This window comes from Candidatus Binatota bacterium, assembly GCA_012960245.1.
In the GTDB taxonomy this organism is placed as follows: domain Bacteria; phylum Desulfobacterota; class Binatia; order UBA1149; family UBA1149; genus UBA1149.
Genome location: DUBO01000050.1, coordinates 188568 through 204158, shown reverse-complemented (window position 1 = coordinate 204158; position 15591 = coordinate 188568). Strand labels below are relative to the sequence as shown.

Below are 15591 nucleotides of genomic sequence, written 5' to 3'. Positions count from 1 at the left end.
GCCGGTTGGCAGCCACTGCATGGGCGGCGACATAAACAACGACGCTCCCTGCACGAGCAACGGCGACTGCGCGCCGCCCGCGACCTGCCAGGCAGATACCTCGAGGCCGACCACGGCTTCGCTGTTCTGCATTCCCTCGACGTCCAGCGGCGCGATCAACAGCGCTGCCGGACTGACCGGGCCAGGAGCGATCTCGTTTCACAGCGAGCTGATCCTGTGTCGTTGCGGTGACGCAAGTGTTGGCTGCACCGAGGAATGTGACGACGGTGGCAGCTGCCTGGGCGGCGCCAACGATGGGCTTGCCTGCAGCAGTGCCGCCGAGTGCCCGGATGGCCGCTGCCGGCCGCAGAGTGGTGACGGCTGTGACGAGAACTGCAGGACCGAGTAAGCTCGAACTGGTAGCTTCTCGGCTGAACTGACCGAGAGCAGCGGCGCGGGGCCACCCCCTGCTGCCGTGGCAGCTTTCGTTCTCCAGGGCCCGGCCCCGCTACCCGCGGGCCGGGCCCTCCTTTTTTCCCCTCGCAAATTGGTAGAGCGGGAACGGCTTTTGCCTTAAAATGATAGATAGCCAAATGAACTGCGTTGCCTACAGAAGGTTTTTCTCAAGAAACACGACGGCCCTGCTGCTGTGCGCCAGCAGCCTGCTGTCCTGTGCGGGCTCGCCCGACCCCATCGACGTAACCCTGAGCTTCGACCAACCCCTGCACTCGCTGTCAGCAGCTGTTTTCACGGTTAACTATCTCACCTCGGGTGCCAAACCCCTGTCCCCGGGCGGCGTGCCGGCCTGCTTTGCCCTGCACCCGGGAATGACCGCCGGCTTCTCAGACGACGGCAACGGCAAGCTCACTGTGAGGGTCAGCTCGACGACTCCGTTTTCTACTCCACTCGACCTTGCCGCCTGCCGCATGCTTCCCCTCTCCGATGGCATCGACCACCGCGCGGTGGCCCACGGTCTACGGGTGGCGGTGCACAGCGCCACCTCGTCGGACGGTCGCGCGCTTGAACACAGCGAGCTGGCGCGAGGCGACAAGGGCAACCGCAGGATGGCCAGCGGCGATAGCCCGCGCGGCCCGGCTGGCAAGGGCGCAGCTACATCGCCGAGACCCACTGGCCTGTCCTCTAGTGCTGGCTCGGCCTCCAGCCCAGCTGCCGGCTCCCGCCGCGAGAGCAACGCCTCGCAGGCTAGCGGCTCTTCAGCGACGCGGGCCGCCGCTTCGTCCAGCGCTGCTGCGAGCGACTCCAGTGTTGGCGGCAACGCCGGTAACAACACCGCCAACAACACCGACAGCGCCCGCCGACAGGCCACCCGGGACTGGCAACACGAAGCCGAGGCCGACCGGCTCCGGGCCGAAGAGCAGCGGCTGAACACTGGCGGCAGAAACTTTGCCGGTGGCGACAACTCCTACCCGGGACAGAATGACCCGGAACAGAATGACCCGGGGCCAAATGACGACGGGCAGGCCAACGACAACCAGCCGCCGGATGATGCCCAGGACGACGACCCCGCGCCGCCACCGGCCGACCCGGTGACCTACGAGCTCAGGCTGGCGGTCACCACCAGCGGCGTAGCGCTGGGCGCTCTGCAATTCGAGCTGCGCCACCTCGGCGCCAGCGGCGGTTTCGTGGGCCGCGGAGGCTCGGTGGAGTGCAACGGAAGCATCTCCGGCGCCATGGCCACCTTTAACAACGTGGGAAACGGCAAGATAAAGGGCGCGATCATCGACATCGACGGCTTCCCCGTGCCCTCGGAGATCGCCACCTGTTCTTTCCGCACCAGCGAGGACCTCTTGCCCGGCAGTTTTGACATGACCGTGATCGAAGCAACCGACGCCGACCTAGGCGGCAACGGCCAGTCGCTTGATCCCTTTCCGGGCATGGCGGTGGTCGACGTGCGCGAGCTCAACTGAGCACCCCGGTCGTGACCCGGGCCGGCAGCTCCGCTCGCCTGACCTCAGCCACCTCGCTGGCGTTGGTCACCCTGACACTGACCGCGCTCAGCTTCGCCGCATGGGGCGGTTCGATCAGCGGCGGCTTCGTCTCCGACGACCGCAACGCGATAATTTTCAACCAGTCGGTCACCGGCCCCCTGCAGCCGGCCCAGGTGTTTACCACGCCATCCTGGTGGGGCGACGAACGCTCGGGCAGCCCCGGCTACCGACCACTGGTGACGCTGAGCTTCGCGGTCAACCACGCCGTTGGCGGTCTCTACCCGGCCGGCTACCACGTGGTCAATATACTGCTGCACGCGCTGGTGGCGCTGCTGGTCTACCTGCTGGCCCTGGAGCTGGGTATGGGCGTGGCCGCCGCGCGCATAGCCGGCGTGGCCTTCGTACTGCTGCCCATACACTCGGAGGCGGTAGTGTGGACAGTGGGCCGGGCCGAGCTGATGTCGGCGGTGGCCTGGTGCTCGGGCCTGCTGGCGCTGCTGAGATACCGCCGCGGGACTGTTCCGGGGGGCGCCGGCGCCGATTCGAGGTGGCAGCCCTCGCAGGCCCTGCCGTTGCTGGCCGCGGTGGCCCTTTTTGCCGGCCTGTTGTGCAAGGAGAACGCCATCACCCTGCTGGCCGTACCGCCGCTGTGCGCCCTTTTTCTCGCCCCGGAGGGCCGCAGGCGCGATATAGTGGCGTTCGTGGCCCTGCTGGCCGCTGTGGGCGCTTGGCTGTACCTCAGATGGCAGGTATTGCCCCTTTTTGACGACAGGCCGGGCGATCTGCTCGATAACCCCCTGTCGCTGCTACCCCTGGCGGACAGGCTGGCCGGAGCCCTGTCGGTGGCCGGCCGCTATCTGTGGCTCAGCGCCTGGCCCGCGGCGCTGTCGGTGGACTACTCCTGGAATGCCCTCGAGATCTCCGAGGGCTTCCTGGCAGACCGCTACAGCCTGTTTGCCCTGCTCGCCCTGTCCGCCATCAGCCTGGCCGTGTTCAGGTCGCCTTCCGACCAGCGAGGTCGCGGCTTGTTCCTGCTGCTGCTCGCAGCCGCTGCCTACTCGGTAGTGTCGAATACTGTGCTGCTGATCGGCACCGTGATGGGCGAGCGGCTGTTCTACCTGCCTACGGTTGCCCTGTGCCTGCTGCCCGCCCCTGCCGTCGCGGGCCTGCTCGAGCGCCACGGACGCAAGGCCGGACTGCTGGTCGCGGCCGTCGGCCTGGCCTGGTTGCTGCGCGACAACCTGCGCAACCCCGACTGGGCCAACGAGATAAGCCTGTTCGAGGCGACGGCAAAGACCGTCCCGGCAAGCGCGCGGGCGCACATGGAACTGGCCTCGGCCTATGGTCGTGCAGGCCGCGACCGTGAAGCGCTGGCAGAGTTCGATCGCACGCTCAAAATAATGCCCGACTACGCGGCTGCCTGGTACAACAAGGGCAACATGCTGGCGAGAACCGGCCAGCTCGCGCTGGCCGAGCGCTCTTACCTGTCCGCCCTCGAGGCAGCCCCAGGCCTGCAACACGCGCGCGTCAACCTCGCCATCGTGTACCAGTCGCAGGGCCGCTGGTCACTGGCGCTCGAGCGTTTTAACGACGCTCTGGAAAAGGCGCCGCACGATGCCAGGCTGCTGCTGGGCCGCGCTGATATGCTGCTGAACATGCAGCTCAACGAGGACGCGGCGACCGCCTACACCCGCCTGCTCGAACTCACGGGGCCGCTGGACGTGGCGCTGGTCAATCGCGGGGTGGCGCTGCAGCGCCAGCTGGGCTGCGCGGCCGCGGTGGGTGACTACCTGGCCGCCACCCGCCTGACCCGCAGCGCCCTGTCGGCCGACGCTTCGGGCATAAACGGGGTTTCTCCGGTTATGCAAAACGCGTGGGGCAATGCTAGCTTCTGCCTGCAGGAACTGGGCCGGACTGACGAGCTGCGGCGCCTGCAACAGGACTGGGCGTCGATCACCACGCCCCGCCACTGACCGCTTGAAAATGACCGCTTGAAAATGACTGAACGCAACACCAGCATGGAAAACACCAGCCCAACTGCCAGCAGCCCGCGACTCCTCGGCGCCGGCTTCCTGCTGGCCGCCGCCGCAGTTGGCACCTCGCTCGTACTGGCCTGGATACACGCCGGCCTCGAGGCGGGCGCGGGTAACTACACGAGCTTCTGCAACGTCAACGAATCGGTCAACTGCGACCAGGTGCTCACCAGCCCCTTCGCAGAACTTATGGGGCTGCCGGTGGCGTGGTACGCCATCGTCGTTTACACGGCCACCGCACTCTGCTTTGCCGGCGCCGCCAGGTTGGCTTCGCAGGCCGGCAGGCTGGTGGCTCTTCGCGCGGCCTGCGTGCTGGTACTTGGCTCGTTGGCCTGGTCGCTGTGGATGGCTCTGGTGTCGGCCTTCATACTCCACACCGTCTGCCTGGTCTGCAGCGCCCTCTACCTGCTCACCCTGGCGCTGGCTGCTGTGACCTGGAAAGTCGCATCGCCCTATCCGCCGGGTGACCTCGTACTGGGCCGAGCGTCGCTGGCCAGGGTCGCGGTGGTCGTGACAATCCTCACCGCGGCTGTAGCGGCCATGAGCGGGCCATCGACGTGGAACTCGACCTCCCCGGGGACCAACGGCAGCGTGAGCCTGGAACAAATACGCGAATCGCACCCCGACTTTCTCAAGTGGTACCTCGAACTGCCCAGGCGAAGCGGAAGCGCGCCCGCCGGCGATACCGAGGCCGTGGTCACAATAGTGGAGTTCTCGGACTTTCTCTGCGTCTTCTGCCGCCGCAACGCCGAAATGCTGAACGCGCTGCTGGCGCGCCGTAGCGGGCAGCTGCGCTTGGTACACCGCCACTTTCCGCTGGATACGACCTGTAACGATGGCGTGGTCAGAACCATGCACCCCTTTGCCTGCCACGCTGCTGCGGCGGCCGAGTGCGCCGGCGAGCAGGGGCGCTACGATGATATGTCCACCTTGCTGTTTGCTGGCCAGGCCCAGCTACTTCCCCCCACCGTGGCAAAGCTTGCTGCCGAGGCTGGACTGGACAGCGCCGCCTGGCAGAAATGTATGGACTCCGGTCGGGGCATGGATCGCGCAACCGCCGATGCCCGTGCAGGGATCGAGCTCGGAGTGAGCTCCACGCCCACCATGTTCTTCAACGGGCGACGGATCGAGGGGGCCTTCGACGGCCCCGGTGGATATGACCTGGCCGTGTTGACCGAGCTGGCCCTGCTGGCGCAGAAAAGCCCTTCGCCCGCGGACTGAAGCCGCAGGCCGTCTCGCTGAGACAGCGCAAAGCAGAGCGCACATCACCCGCCCGCCCTATCTGGCATCCGGGCCACACCCTTGCACAATCGCAAGGCCGCCCACCGGTTCTCCCCTGCGGGGGGGGGCCTTATACCCATACTGGTGGGCATTTCGGCTCATCTGGGTAGCCGCTCGGCAAGTTTTCCATGGCACACATGTTGCTTTTCAGTCCCCATGATCGCCGCGCCAAGACTACTTACGAGGGGAATATAGCCAGTGAAAAACTTTCTCATATCCGACCCATTGCGCACGCAGGCAGCCAACCCTGACCTGCAACGCCAGGAACAACCTTACGAGGGCACGTTTCGCTACGAGCCCAACATGCCAAAGCCCAACCTCACCGAAAGGGAAAAAGAGGTACTGCGCCTGGTATGCGATGGCCTGACCAACGCCGAGATAGCCGGCGCTCTACACGTCTCCCGGGAGACGGTTAAATCAGAGCTGAAGCGGATCTTCCGCAAGATCGGCGTCGCAAATCGTACCCAGGCCGCCGTGCTGCTCGTAAAGCAGCGCTGGGTCTGAACCAACACACTTCTCTCCTCCCCTCGTGGCAGCCGGGGCCCCCTTGCGGGGTCCCGGCTGTTTCCATGGACCCCCGCTCCCGGGGTGAGACTCAAGGGATGCCAATGTGCCAGGGTCACCCCGCGGCCCTGTCCCACTGCGGATTCCGACAGGCCGGGACTTGTTATACAAGTTCGAACCGGCGAGGCAGAAATTGTTAAAATCGGCACAATTGGACCAGAAACAAACCACCCTTCCCCGGCACCGCAAGCCACGCAGGCTGGCGGTAGTGGCGGCGGCCGTTGTCGTGCTCGCCTGCGGCCTGGCGCTTCACCAGACGCTGTCGTTTGCCTCCTCCACCCTCGACTACGGACTCAACCTCATACAGCGCTACTACCTCTTTGACGCCGAACTCGACAACGAAAAGCTGCTCGGCGACTCGCTGCAATACCTCGAAAACAGGGTCCCCGAACTGACGTCTGACACCGAGGACGATCAGTCTTACACCTTGCGAGTGGGGAGCTGCACGCTGCGCGTGGAAGCCCCGCCGGGACCGGACCTGTCGGCTCTCGCCGAGCCACTCGCCAAGGTCGCGGTGCTGACCGAACGCTGCGTAAAAGAACTGCCCGAAGGACTCGAGTCGCTTGAAAACGTGTTGCTGTCGGGGGTGCTCTACGGACTCGATCCCTACTCGACACTTTTCAATGCCAAGAAACACACCGAGCACACCATCCAGTTCAGAGGAAAGCTCGCCGGCATCGGCGCCCGGGTCGGCATACGCGAAGACGAGCTGACGCTGATCAAGGTGTACGAGGACTCGCCTGCCTACAAGGCCGGCCTGCGCGACGGCGACGTCGTGCAACGCATAGGCCCGATGTCGGCCGCCAACATAACCGTGACCGACGCGGTGGCCCGCATTCGAGGCCCGGTGGGCACGAAGATTGCCCTGGCGGTGCGCAGCGAAGGCTCAGACAAAACGCATGTTGAGACCGTGACCAGGGGCATGGTGACGATCCCGTCTGTAACCGTAGAGTTGCTTCCCAACGACGTGCTCTACGCCGAAATAAGCCACTTCAGCCAGTCTACGCCCAACGATTTTCGTGACGAGGTACTCTCGGTGGTCGAGGCCAATCCCGGCTTGCGCGGCCTGGTAATTGACCTGCGTAGAAACTCGGGCGGGAGCATGCTGGGCGCGTCCTCTATAGGAGACCTCTTTCTCGAGGAAGGAATGCTCATAACTACCGCCGGCCGAAAAGGTAAACCGGTCTCGGGACTTCGCGCCGAGATCGCCGCCGGCGAAGACGCTCCCTTGCTAGACATGCCGGTCGCCTTCCTCACCTCGCCGCGTACCGCTTCGGGGTCCGAACTACTGGCGGCCGCCCTGCGAAACAACGACAGGGCCATTGTCGTGGGCGAAAGGTCTTACGGAAAAGGAACCGTCCAGAAAACTTACCGAATGAACGAAGGCGCGGCCATCAAACTCACGGTGGGCCGCTTTCTTCCCAACAAGCTGCCCATACCCGGTGGCGGGTTGGTTCCCGACGTCGAGCTGAGAGAAATCGAGCTGCACGACAAGGGTACCCTGCTGCGCGGCTACCGCGACCTCGACGACCTCCCATTCTGGCTGCGTACGCCAACCTGGTCTGCCGCGCCGGTGAGAAAGCCCGCGGCGGTTATATCGATAGCCCGGACGGTGACCGACGAAGAACTGGATAACCCCGATCACGAGAACGAAAAAGTGGACCGCCCCGACCCCGCCCGCGAGCTGGCGGTGGCTATTCTCAGGGGCTACGGCTCAAGGTCGGGCTCGGAAATGATCGCTTCTGCTCGTCACTTTCTCGACCTCAAGGGCAGGCAGGCCGATATAGAAGTAGAGCAGTTTCTCGGCCGACAGGGAATCGACTGGAGCCGAGGCAGCCGGCCGGCCGGCGAGGCCGTGCTCGAGACCGAGGTTGCAACCAGCGGTGGCAAGCTCAACCCCGGCGAAGAAAATACCGTCACCGTGACCGTGACCAACCGCGGCGATGCGCCGCTGTTCAGACTCAGGGCCGTCAGCGACTCGGCCGCCACCGGGCTCGGCGCCTGGGGGTTTCTTTTTGGCCACATCGAGCCCGGCGAGAGTCGCAGCGCGAGCTTCAAAACCAAGCTCCCGATTTCGCTGCGCACCAGCCGCCGCCAGGTTGAGCTGAGATACTTTGACGACGACGGCCTGCTGAGCAAGGCGGGGCCTGCCTACCTGGCCGTGGAATCCACCAGCCGCCCGTCCCTTGCCTGGCGGACCAGGGTAGTGCAGCCCGACGAAGAGTCGCGTACCGACATAGTGGTCGAAATCGAGAACCGCGGACAGGGCGCCACGGGTAAACTCCGTGTCTTCGTCAAGAACCCGCTGGGCGAAGACTTCGAGCCGCTGGACATCATGCACCCGCTGGACCCACTGGCCCCCGGCGAGAAAAGAGAAATCAGGCTCGGCCTTCGTCGCGTAATCGAAACAGTTGATATACCCACGGCCACGGTAGTCGTAAGCGACGCGGATTTCGAGGTCTTCATGGAAACCGAGGTGCCGCTGTCTACAGACACCGCCACCAGTCGCTGGAGGCAGGCGCCAACGGTCAAACTGGAAATTGCCCGCAAAGCTGACGACAGCGGTGACTACCGCGTGCTGGCCCGGGCTACCGACGACTCTGGCCTCAGCCTGGTAATCGCCACGCTCGACGGCGACCAGGTAGACTACGTCGAAGCTTCAGAGTCTACGACACCGATGAAAGACATCAGCCTCAAGCTGATGTGGAATCCCGACAAGGGCGTCCGCAATTACAACATCCGTGCAGTCGACCACGACGGGCTGATTACCGTCTACCACGCCGCTCTCTAGCTGTCCGGCAAGAGCTACCGCGCTGCCCGGAGCGCCCGGACGACGAAGCGTTACTCTTCGATCTGCGAAGCCTCGCCCGACTCCAGGTCATCGCCCTCGTCGCCGGCAAGGATGTCGGCGTTAATGCTGAGCCCCGACTTTTCCTTGATCGCGGCTATGAAATCGTCGGTCGCAGCGCGCCGCTTCAGGTTAACCAGGCGAACCCGTATCTGCGTCTTGACGTCATCAAATGATTTCTGCGCGCCGTCTTCATAACCGGTGCGGCGTATGATGTGGTAACCGAAGCGTGTCTTCACCGGGCCCACGAGCTGCCCGTCCTCTCCGAGTCCGAACGCGGCCTCCTCGAACTCCGGCACCATACGGCCCCTGCCGAAAAACCCGAGGTCACCGCCACGCTTGGCGTTTGACCGGTCGGTGGAGTGCTCGGCTGCCAGTTCGGCAAACGCGTCGCCGTCAGCTTCAATACTGGCCAGTATTTCATCGGCGAGTTCTTCTTCGGCCACCAGTATGTGGCTCACGCGCACCCGGTTGGTGGCAAACTCGGCCTTATGGTCGACAAAGTACTGGCGCACTTCGTCCTCGGTGACCGTGGCCGCCTGGCTCTCGCGCATCATTTTCTGCACGACCAGCCTGCGCTCGAGATCTCCTACCTGCTGCCGTATGGCCGGGTCCTGGTCGTAGCCGCGGGCCTGGCCCTCGTCGAATACTATTTCCGACACCAGGTGATTCTCAAGATACTGGACCTTCTTGTCCAAGGTGTTGAGCGACATGCGGGCTTTGGTGTTGAGCTTGTCGAGCAGCGCTTCAAAGTCCGATTCGCTGAACGACTTGCCGTTGTAAGTGGCGAGTGCCGCGCTGTCTGCCTGCTCCGCCATCGCCGAGGGCTCAGCCTGTCCCTTGTTGGAGGCCTCTTCACCACCGCCACAGCCAGCGATCACAAAAACAGCTGCCATAATTGCCGCAAGCGCTTGCCCGCGCGAACTCCTGAAACCCGAACCGTTACCAGCTGTAGCAATAAACATTATTGTCTCCTCTGCCCCTGTCTCTTGAATACATGCAGGAGCAGCAAATAGTATACACGGCCGCGGGGCCAGGTCCGACACTGAAATGACGTTACTTCAGTGTCACCCTGTTGCGTGTGCGCGGACCGGCCGCCTGCACCTCGCCGACGATGGCGGGCCTGAGACCGCGGTCGTGCAGGGCTTCCACCAGTTGGTGGGCATCGTCGGGTCCGAACGCCATGAGCAGGCCTCCCGAGGTCTGGGGGTCAAGCAGGGCTTCTACGGTCGCCGGTTCCGCGTCGCGCCCCAGCGACAGGCGACCCCCCAGGAACTCGCGGTTGCGACGGGCACCGCCGGTGGTGAAGCCAGCCTCGGCCAGGCGCGCAGTGCCCGGAAGCAGCGGTAATGCAGTCGAATCGAATACTATCTTGACGCCGCTCGAGGCAGCCACCATTTCGGCAGCGTGTCCAGCCAGCCCAAACCCGGTGACGTCAGTACACGCGTGCACCCGGTAACGCAGCATCAGCGAAGCGGCGATGTCGTTGAGCTCCACCATTGATTTAGAGACCGCTTCTTCTTCGGCCTGCGTGGTCTTGCGCTGCTTGATGCCAGTCGAGACGATACCGGTGCCCAGCGCCTTGGTCAGGACCACCAGGTCTCCAGCCTTCGCGCCACCGTTGCGCACGATACGATCGGGGTGGACAAGCCCACTCACCGCCATGCCGTACTTGAGATCGCTGTCTTCCACTGTGTGGCCACCGACGACCACGCCGCCTCCAGCGCGCACTCTCTCATCTCCGCCCGCCAGTACGGCTGTCAGCACCTCGCTACCCATCTCGCCGAGCGGGAAGGTAACTATGTTGAGAGCCGTTACGACCCGACCACCCATGGCGTAGACGTCGCTCATGGCGTTGGCGGCCGCCACCTGGCCAAAGGTGTAGGGGTCGTCGACCATGGGAGTAAAAAAATCCACGGTCGTCACCAACGCCAGGTCCGAGCGCAGCCGGTAGACCCCCGCGTCTTCGCTGTCGGTCATACCCGCCAGCAGGCGAGGATCATCGTTGCCCGGTAGGCCACCCAGTATCCGGCCCAGGTCCGACGGACCCAGCTTGGAAGCTCAACCACCGGCCCGCGCTTTCTCGGTGAGCCTCACTGTCTCGCGACCCCTGGCAGTCTTCGCTTTCTTTGCCATGAAGAACTCTCCTCGCCCAACCGTAGCCGCCGCTATGCCTTCACTGTTCGCGCAGCAGCCGGTAGTCACCCGAACGGATTGTAACACCAGAATGGTCGAAGTAGTCAAGCAACGGAATAGAGTATTTTCGCGACGCGCCGATGAGGTCGCGAAAACCCGCCGCCGTGATCTTCTCGTTGTCGGCGAGGAAGTCTTTCAGCTGCTGTTCGAGCCCGGTCGCCACCGCCGCATCTACTATAAAATCAGGGCTTACGCGCACCACGAGGCCGCGCTCCTCGAGCACCCTGGCGATGCCGGCCAGGCGCCGGCGCTCGGTGCCCAGGCTGTCGGCCAGGTCACCCGCAAACGGGGGCGTGCAGCCCGCCTCGGCCAGCAGGCCACACAAGCGGTCGGCCAGCGCCTGGTCGCCCTCGTCGAGTTCGGCCCGGTGACCGGGCAAGAGCACGCGGCTACCGGCCCGCTCGAGTATTCCGCCGGCGACCATCTCGTCGACAATCACGCGAAAAATCTTTGCGTCCAGGGTGTCCCCGCCGACCCCGCCACCGCTCTCCCGCCGGAGCTGCTCCAACTCCAGCCCACCCGCGTCCTTGTTGTCGGACAACCAGCCGCCAACGCTCTCAACCAGGCCATCGCGAAAAGCCTCCAGGCCGGCCGTGCTGACCACCAGCTGGGCCTTCTTACTGTCGGGGAGCATGACCAACGACTCGCCCGTCATGGCAACGAGTTCCGTCGGCTCTACGCCGAGAAAAATCGCCAGCTCCGCGGGCGAAGCCCCCAGCGAAGAAACAGCATCGAGATAGGCGAGCGCGCGTTCCAGCGGCGAGCCATTCATCATGGTATACAGCCTCTGCCCGACCCCGCTCTCGCGGGGGCGATGCCGGGGCGCTCGCGGCAACACCACGCTGCCACCACCCAGGGTGCGGGCCGCCGTCTGATCGCGGATCACGAAGCGATCGCCGGCCAGCACAATGGCCGGCCGCGAAAGCACGAGCTGCGCCCATGCCCTGCCGCGTGGCTCGAGCGATTCGACACCGTCGAGCCAGAGCACGCGCCCGGCCAGCTCATCGGTGCCCACGTAGATCCTCACGCGTTCGTGCGACGCCACCGGGTTGCGAGCCGAGGGGCGCAGTTCGACCAGGGCGTCGAAGCGATCGGTCTCTATCTCCACGCCAGGTGTCGCCACGGTGTCGCCACGCCCGGCCTGCGAACGGTCTACACCCGACAGGTTCAAAGCAACGCGCTGTCCGGCCCAGACCCGGTCTACTTTTTCTCCGTGCACCTGTATCTCGCGCACCCGGCCCCCGGCCCTCCCCGGCAATACTACTATTTCGTCACCCGGCGCGAGCGAGCCACCCGCCGCCGTACCGGTAACGACCGTGCCGTGCCCCTTGAGAACAAAGGACCTGTCGATAGGCATGCGGAACACCCCCGGTCGGTCGGGACGTTCGAGCTGTTCGAGGCCGGTAAACAAGACGGCACGTAGCTCTTCGATGCCCGCTCCGCTGCGCGCGCTCACCTCTTGTACGACCGAGTTTTCAAACGGCGTATCGGCGGCGAGTATCTGTATCTCTTCGCGCACGTCGGCAATGCGAGCGGCGTCGGCGAGATCGCACTTGGTAATAACGAAAATCATCGCCCGGGCTCCGAGCAGGTGGACGATGTCAAAGTGTTCCTCGGTCTGCGGCATCACACCGTCATCGGCCGCCACTGTCATGAGCACGAGGTCAAAACCCTGGGCGCCGGCAAGCATCTGCCTGATGAAGCGTTCGTGTCCCGGCACGTCGACCAGCCCGACGCGTCCTCCCGATGGGTGTTCCATCCAGGCAAAGCCCAGCTCTATCGAGATGCCCCGCTGTTGTTCCTCGGGAAGGCGGTCGGTTTCGACCCCCGTGAGCGCCTTGACCAGCGCCGACTTACCGTGGTCAATGTGCCCGGCAGTGCCTACGATCGCTTTCACTTGCCGCCTGTTGACCGCCGGTTGCCACCTGCCCGGGAGCCTTCTCCAACGAGAGACTCGGCGTCTTTGACCGCCGCGAGGTCGAGCAGAAACACGTCGCCTTCTATGCGCCCGATGACCGGTCGCGGAAGCTCCCTGAACCTGCGGGCAATGCTGTCGGCGCTTTCGGAAGGCGAAGTGACGGCCACGGCCCTCGACTCTATGTCTACGCCCGGTTGCGCACCGCTGCCCACGCGCGCGCGCGAAGGTTGTAACTCCACGCTGTAATCCTCACCCAGCCAGCCCGCCACGAGCTCGGTGGCCCTTGCCCCGAGTTCATCGAGCAGTTGAACGTCCCGCGAAAGAAAATCCAGTGTTGGCACGAGTTTTTCGGGCTGGGGCTTGAAGCGATAAATCCTCAGTGTCGCGTCGAGAGCGGCCAGGGTCATCTTGTCGCAGCGTAGCGCGCGCTTGAGCGGACTGCGACGCAGTTGCTCGACGAGATCTCGACGGCCGACCACGATGCCACACTGCGGGCCGCCCAGCAGCTTGTCGCCACTGAAGGTCACCAGGTCGGCGCCCGCGCGCAGCCTGTCGGCCACGAGCGGTTCGCCGGGCAATCCCCAGCGCGACAGGTCGAGCAGAGCACCCGAACCGAGATCCTCGACCACGTGCAGGCCAGGCCTCTCCGACGCCAGCCCGGCCAGCTCGGCTATGGACACGGCCGAGGTAAAACCCTCCACGCGGTAATTGCTCGGGTGCACCTTGAGCAGCATGGCCGAATTAACGCCAAGGGCCTGTTCGTAATCGGCCAGGTGGGTACGGTTGGTGGTGCCCACTTCTCGCATCACCGCGCCGCTGGCGACCATGACATCGGGGATGCGAAACGAGCCACCAATCTCTACCAGTTCGCCGCGCGACACGAGTACCTCGCGGCCCTCGGCCAGCGAAGCCAGGGTGAGCAGGACAGCGGCGGCGTTGTTGTTGACCACCGTCGCGGCCTCGGCACCGGTGAGCGCGACCAGGTGCTGCTCGACGATCGAATCCCGGTCACCGCGGCCGGCGCTGTCTATATCGTACTCCAGGGCGCAGGGCGCGGTGGCGGCCCGCATCGCTGCCTCGGCAGCCTCGTCCGCGAGCAGAGCGCGCCCGAGGTTGGTGTGAAGGATAACCCCGGTGGCGTTTACCATCTCGGCGGGCGCGGCCCGCTCGCCCGACTCGAGCAGCGCGGCCGCGGCCAGGCCAACAGCGTCGGCACTGAGCTCCTCGTCGGCCAGCTCTTCCTGCGCCAGCAGGACGCGCCGCAAGGCTTCGATGACCTTCCGGGTAGCCTCGACCAGTGCCGTGCGCGACCAGCGCTCGAGCAGCGACCTCCCACGCGAGCCCGCGAGAACGCTGTCCACAGAGGGAAGATCGGCGAGTTTGTCTGAACGCGCAGCCACGGCCGGTAATCTGCCCCTTTCCCACCCGCCAGACAAACGGACCGGAGGGGAGGGCGGCCTGCCCTCGCTTGACCTTGGACGGCGCCGCGTGAAAGCATCCACGCATGTCGCTGCGCGCCACAGCCACTGAGCTGGTCCAGAAGCTGGTCGACGCCGGCCACGTGGCCCTTTTTGCCGGGGGCTGCGTCCGCGACGTTCTTCTCAACCTCGAGCCGGGAGACTACGACATTGCCACCTCGGCCCGGCCCGAGCAGGTGGAGTCCATCTTCGATCGCACCATTGCCGTTGGCCGGCGTTTCGGAATCCTGGTCGTGAACTACCGGGGCTACTCCTTCGAGGTAGCCACCTTCCGCAGCGATGGCGATTACCTGGACGGCCGTCACCCCGAAACGGTTACCTTCGCCGACGCCCACGCCGACTCCGATCGCCGTGACTTCACCATCAACTCGATGTTCGAAGACCCGCTCACCGATGAAATCATCGATTACAACAACGGCAAGCGTGACCTCGAGGCCGGCCTGGTCAGGGCGGTCGGCGACCCGGTCAAACGTTTTTCGGAAGACAGGCTGCGCATGTTGCGAGCCGTGCGTTTCGCGGCACGCCTGGGTTTCGAAATCGACCCCGCCACCATGCAGGCCGCGCGCGATCACGCCGATACGCTCGAACTGGTTTCGGCCGAACGCATAGCCGATGAACTCGTGCGCGTACTTACAGAAGGATCGGCCAGGCGCGGTTTCGAACTCATGGACGAGGCCGGGCTTCTCGAGATCGTGCTACCCGAAATCACGGCGATGAAAGGCGTCGAGCAGGACAGCGACTTCCATCCCGAGGGCGACGTCTACGTACACACGCTGGCCTGCATAGAGCAGCTTGAGGCCGGCTGCACGGCAACGCTCGCGCTCGGCCTCCTGCTGCACGACGTCGCCAAACCGCCCTGCCACGTGATCAGGGACGGACGACACACCTTCCACGGCCACACCCGCGACGGCAGCCGCATGGCCGAATCCATATGCCGCCGTCTGCGCATGAGTAACGCCACCATCGAGAGGGTATCGTTTCTCGTCGATCAGCACCTGCGCCACTGCAGCGCCAGGGACATGAAGCAGTCCACGTTGAAGCGCTTCCTCGGCCAGGACGGAATAGAAGAACTACTCGAACTGGTGCGCATGGACAGCACGTCTTCGAGCTCAGACCTGGGCGATTACCAGTTCTGCAGCGACTCGCTGCGCGACCTGCCCGAAGAAGTCATCAAGCCAGCACCGTTGGTCACGGGCCACGATCTCGTGGAGATGGGTATGAAGCCCGGCCCACGTTTCAAAGAACTGCTGGCCACCGTCGAAGACGCCCAACTCGAAGGCCAGCTGGAAACACGCGAGCAGGCGCTCGAGCTGCTCCGCGGCCTGCTCGACTAAGCGCCCCCGTC

The 15591-nt window shown here is 64.6% G+C and carries 10 protein-coding genes; 6 read left to right on the top strand and 4 right to left on the bottom strand.

The features are described 5' to 3' along the window. The first annotated feature begins 557 nt into the window (after positions 1-557). From EYQ35_09665 to EYQ35_09645, 5 genes are all read left to right on the top strand, one after another. Positions 558-1907 (top strand): hypothetical protein, encoded by a 1350-nt coding sequence (locus tag EYQ35_09665; protein ID HIF64403.1) that lies wholly within the window; start codon positions 558-560, stop codon positions 1905-1907. Positions 1908-1918: 11 nt separating this feature from the next. Further along, positions 1919-3901 carry a tetratricopeptide repeat protein gene (locus EYQ35_09660; protein HIF64402.1) on the top strand — a complete coding sequence of 661 codons (1983 nt, stop codon included), beginning with the start codon at positions 1919-1921 and terminating at the stop codon, positions 3899-3901. Positions 3902-3919: 18 nt separating this feature from the next. Then, positions 3920-5182, top strand: coding sequence for a hypothetical protein (locus EYQ35_09655; GenBank protein HIF64401.1), 1263 nt, complete (start codon positions 3920-3922; stop codon positions 5180-5182). Between the two features lie 363 nt (positions 5183-5545). Then, positions 5546-5746 carry a response regulator transcription factor gene (locus EYQ35_09650; protein ID HIF64400.1) on the top strand — a complete coding sequence of 67 codons (201 nt, stop codon included), beginning with the start codon at positions 5546-5548 and terminating at the stop codon, positions 5744-5746. A gap of 106 nt (positions 5747-5852) precedes the next feature. After that, entirely contained in the window at positions 5853-8597 is a 2745-nt protein-coding gene (locus tag EYQ35_09645) for a hypothetical protein (GenBank protein HIF64399.1), read from the top strand. Positions 8598-8647: 50 nt separating this feature from the next. On the opposite strand, the gene EYQ35_09640 is transcribed toward EYQ35_09645, so the two are convergent. The 4 genes from EYQ35_09640 to selA form a co-directional block, all read right to left on the bottom strand. Beyond that, on the bottom strand, positions 8648-9619 hold the full coding sequence (locus tag EYQ35_09640; protein ID HIF64398.1) for a hypothetical protein: 972 nt from the start codon (positions 9617-9619) through the stop codon (positions 8648-8650). A 91-nt stretch (positions 9620-9710) separates the two neighbouring features. Beyond that, positions 9711-10790, bottom strand: coding sequence for a selenide, water dikinase SelD (gene selD / locus EYQ35_09635; protein ID HIF64397.1), 1080 nt, complete (start codon positions 10788-10790; stop codon positions 9711-9713). Between the two features lie 40 nt (positions 10791-10830). Next, positions 10831-12747, bottom strand: coding sequence for a selenocysteine-specific translation elongation factor (gene selB, locus EYQ35_09630; GenBank protein HIF64396.1), 1917 nt, complete (start codon positions 12745-12747; stop codon positions 10831-10833). Continuing rightward, positions 12744-14168 (bottom strand): L-seryl-tRNA(Sec) selenium transferase, encoded by a 1425-nt coding sequence (gene selA / locus EYQ35_09625; GenBank protein ID HIF64395.1) that lies wholly within the window; start codon positions 14166-14168, stop codon positions 12744-12746. Before selA ends, selB begins: the two co-directional genes overlap by 4 nt. Before the next feature lie 104 nt (positions 14169-14272). On the opposite strand from selA, the gene EYQ35_09620 reads away from it, so the two are divergent. Then, complete coding sequence (locus EYQ35_09620; GenBank protein ID HIF64394.1) at positions 14273-15580, top strand: CCA tRNA nucleotidyltransferase; 1308 nt, start codon at positions 14273-14275, stop codon at positions 15578-15580. The last annotated feature ends 11 nt before the right edge of the window (positions 15581-15591 follow it).

Excerpts from the sequence above, each read along its gene's own strand:
- EYQ35_09640 (HIF64398.1), bottom strand. The coding sequence starts at position 9,619 with ATGTTTATTGCTACAGCTGGTAACGGTTCGGGTTTCAGGAGTTCGCGC.
- EYQ35_09650 (HIF64400.1), top strand. The coding sequence starts at position 5,546 with ATGCCAAAGCCCAACCTCACCGAAAGGGAAAAAGAGGTACTGCGCCTG.
- EYQ35_09665 (HIF64403.1), top strand. The coding sequence starts at position 558 with ATGATAGATAGCCAAATGAACTGCGTTGCCTACAGAAGGTTTTTCTCA.
- EYQ35_09620 (HIF64394.1), top strand. The coding sequence starts at position 14,273 with ATGTCGCTGCGCGCCACAGCCACTGAGCTGGTCCAGAAGCTGGTCGAC.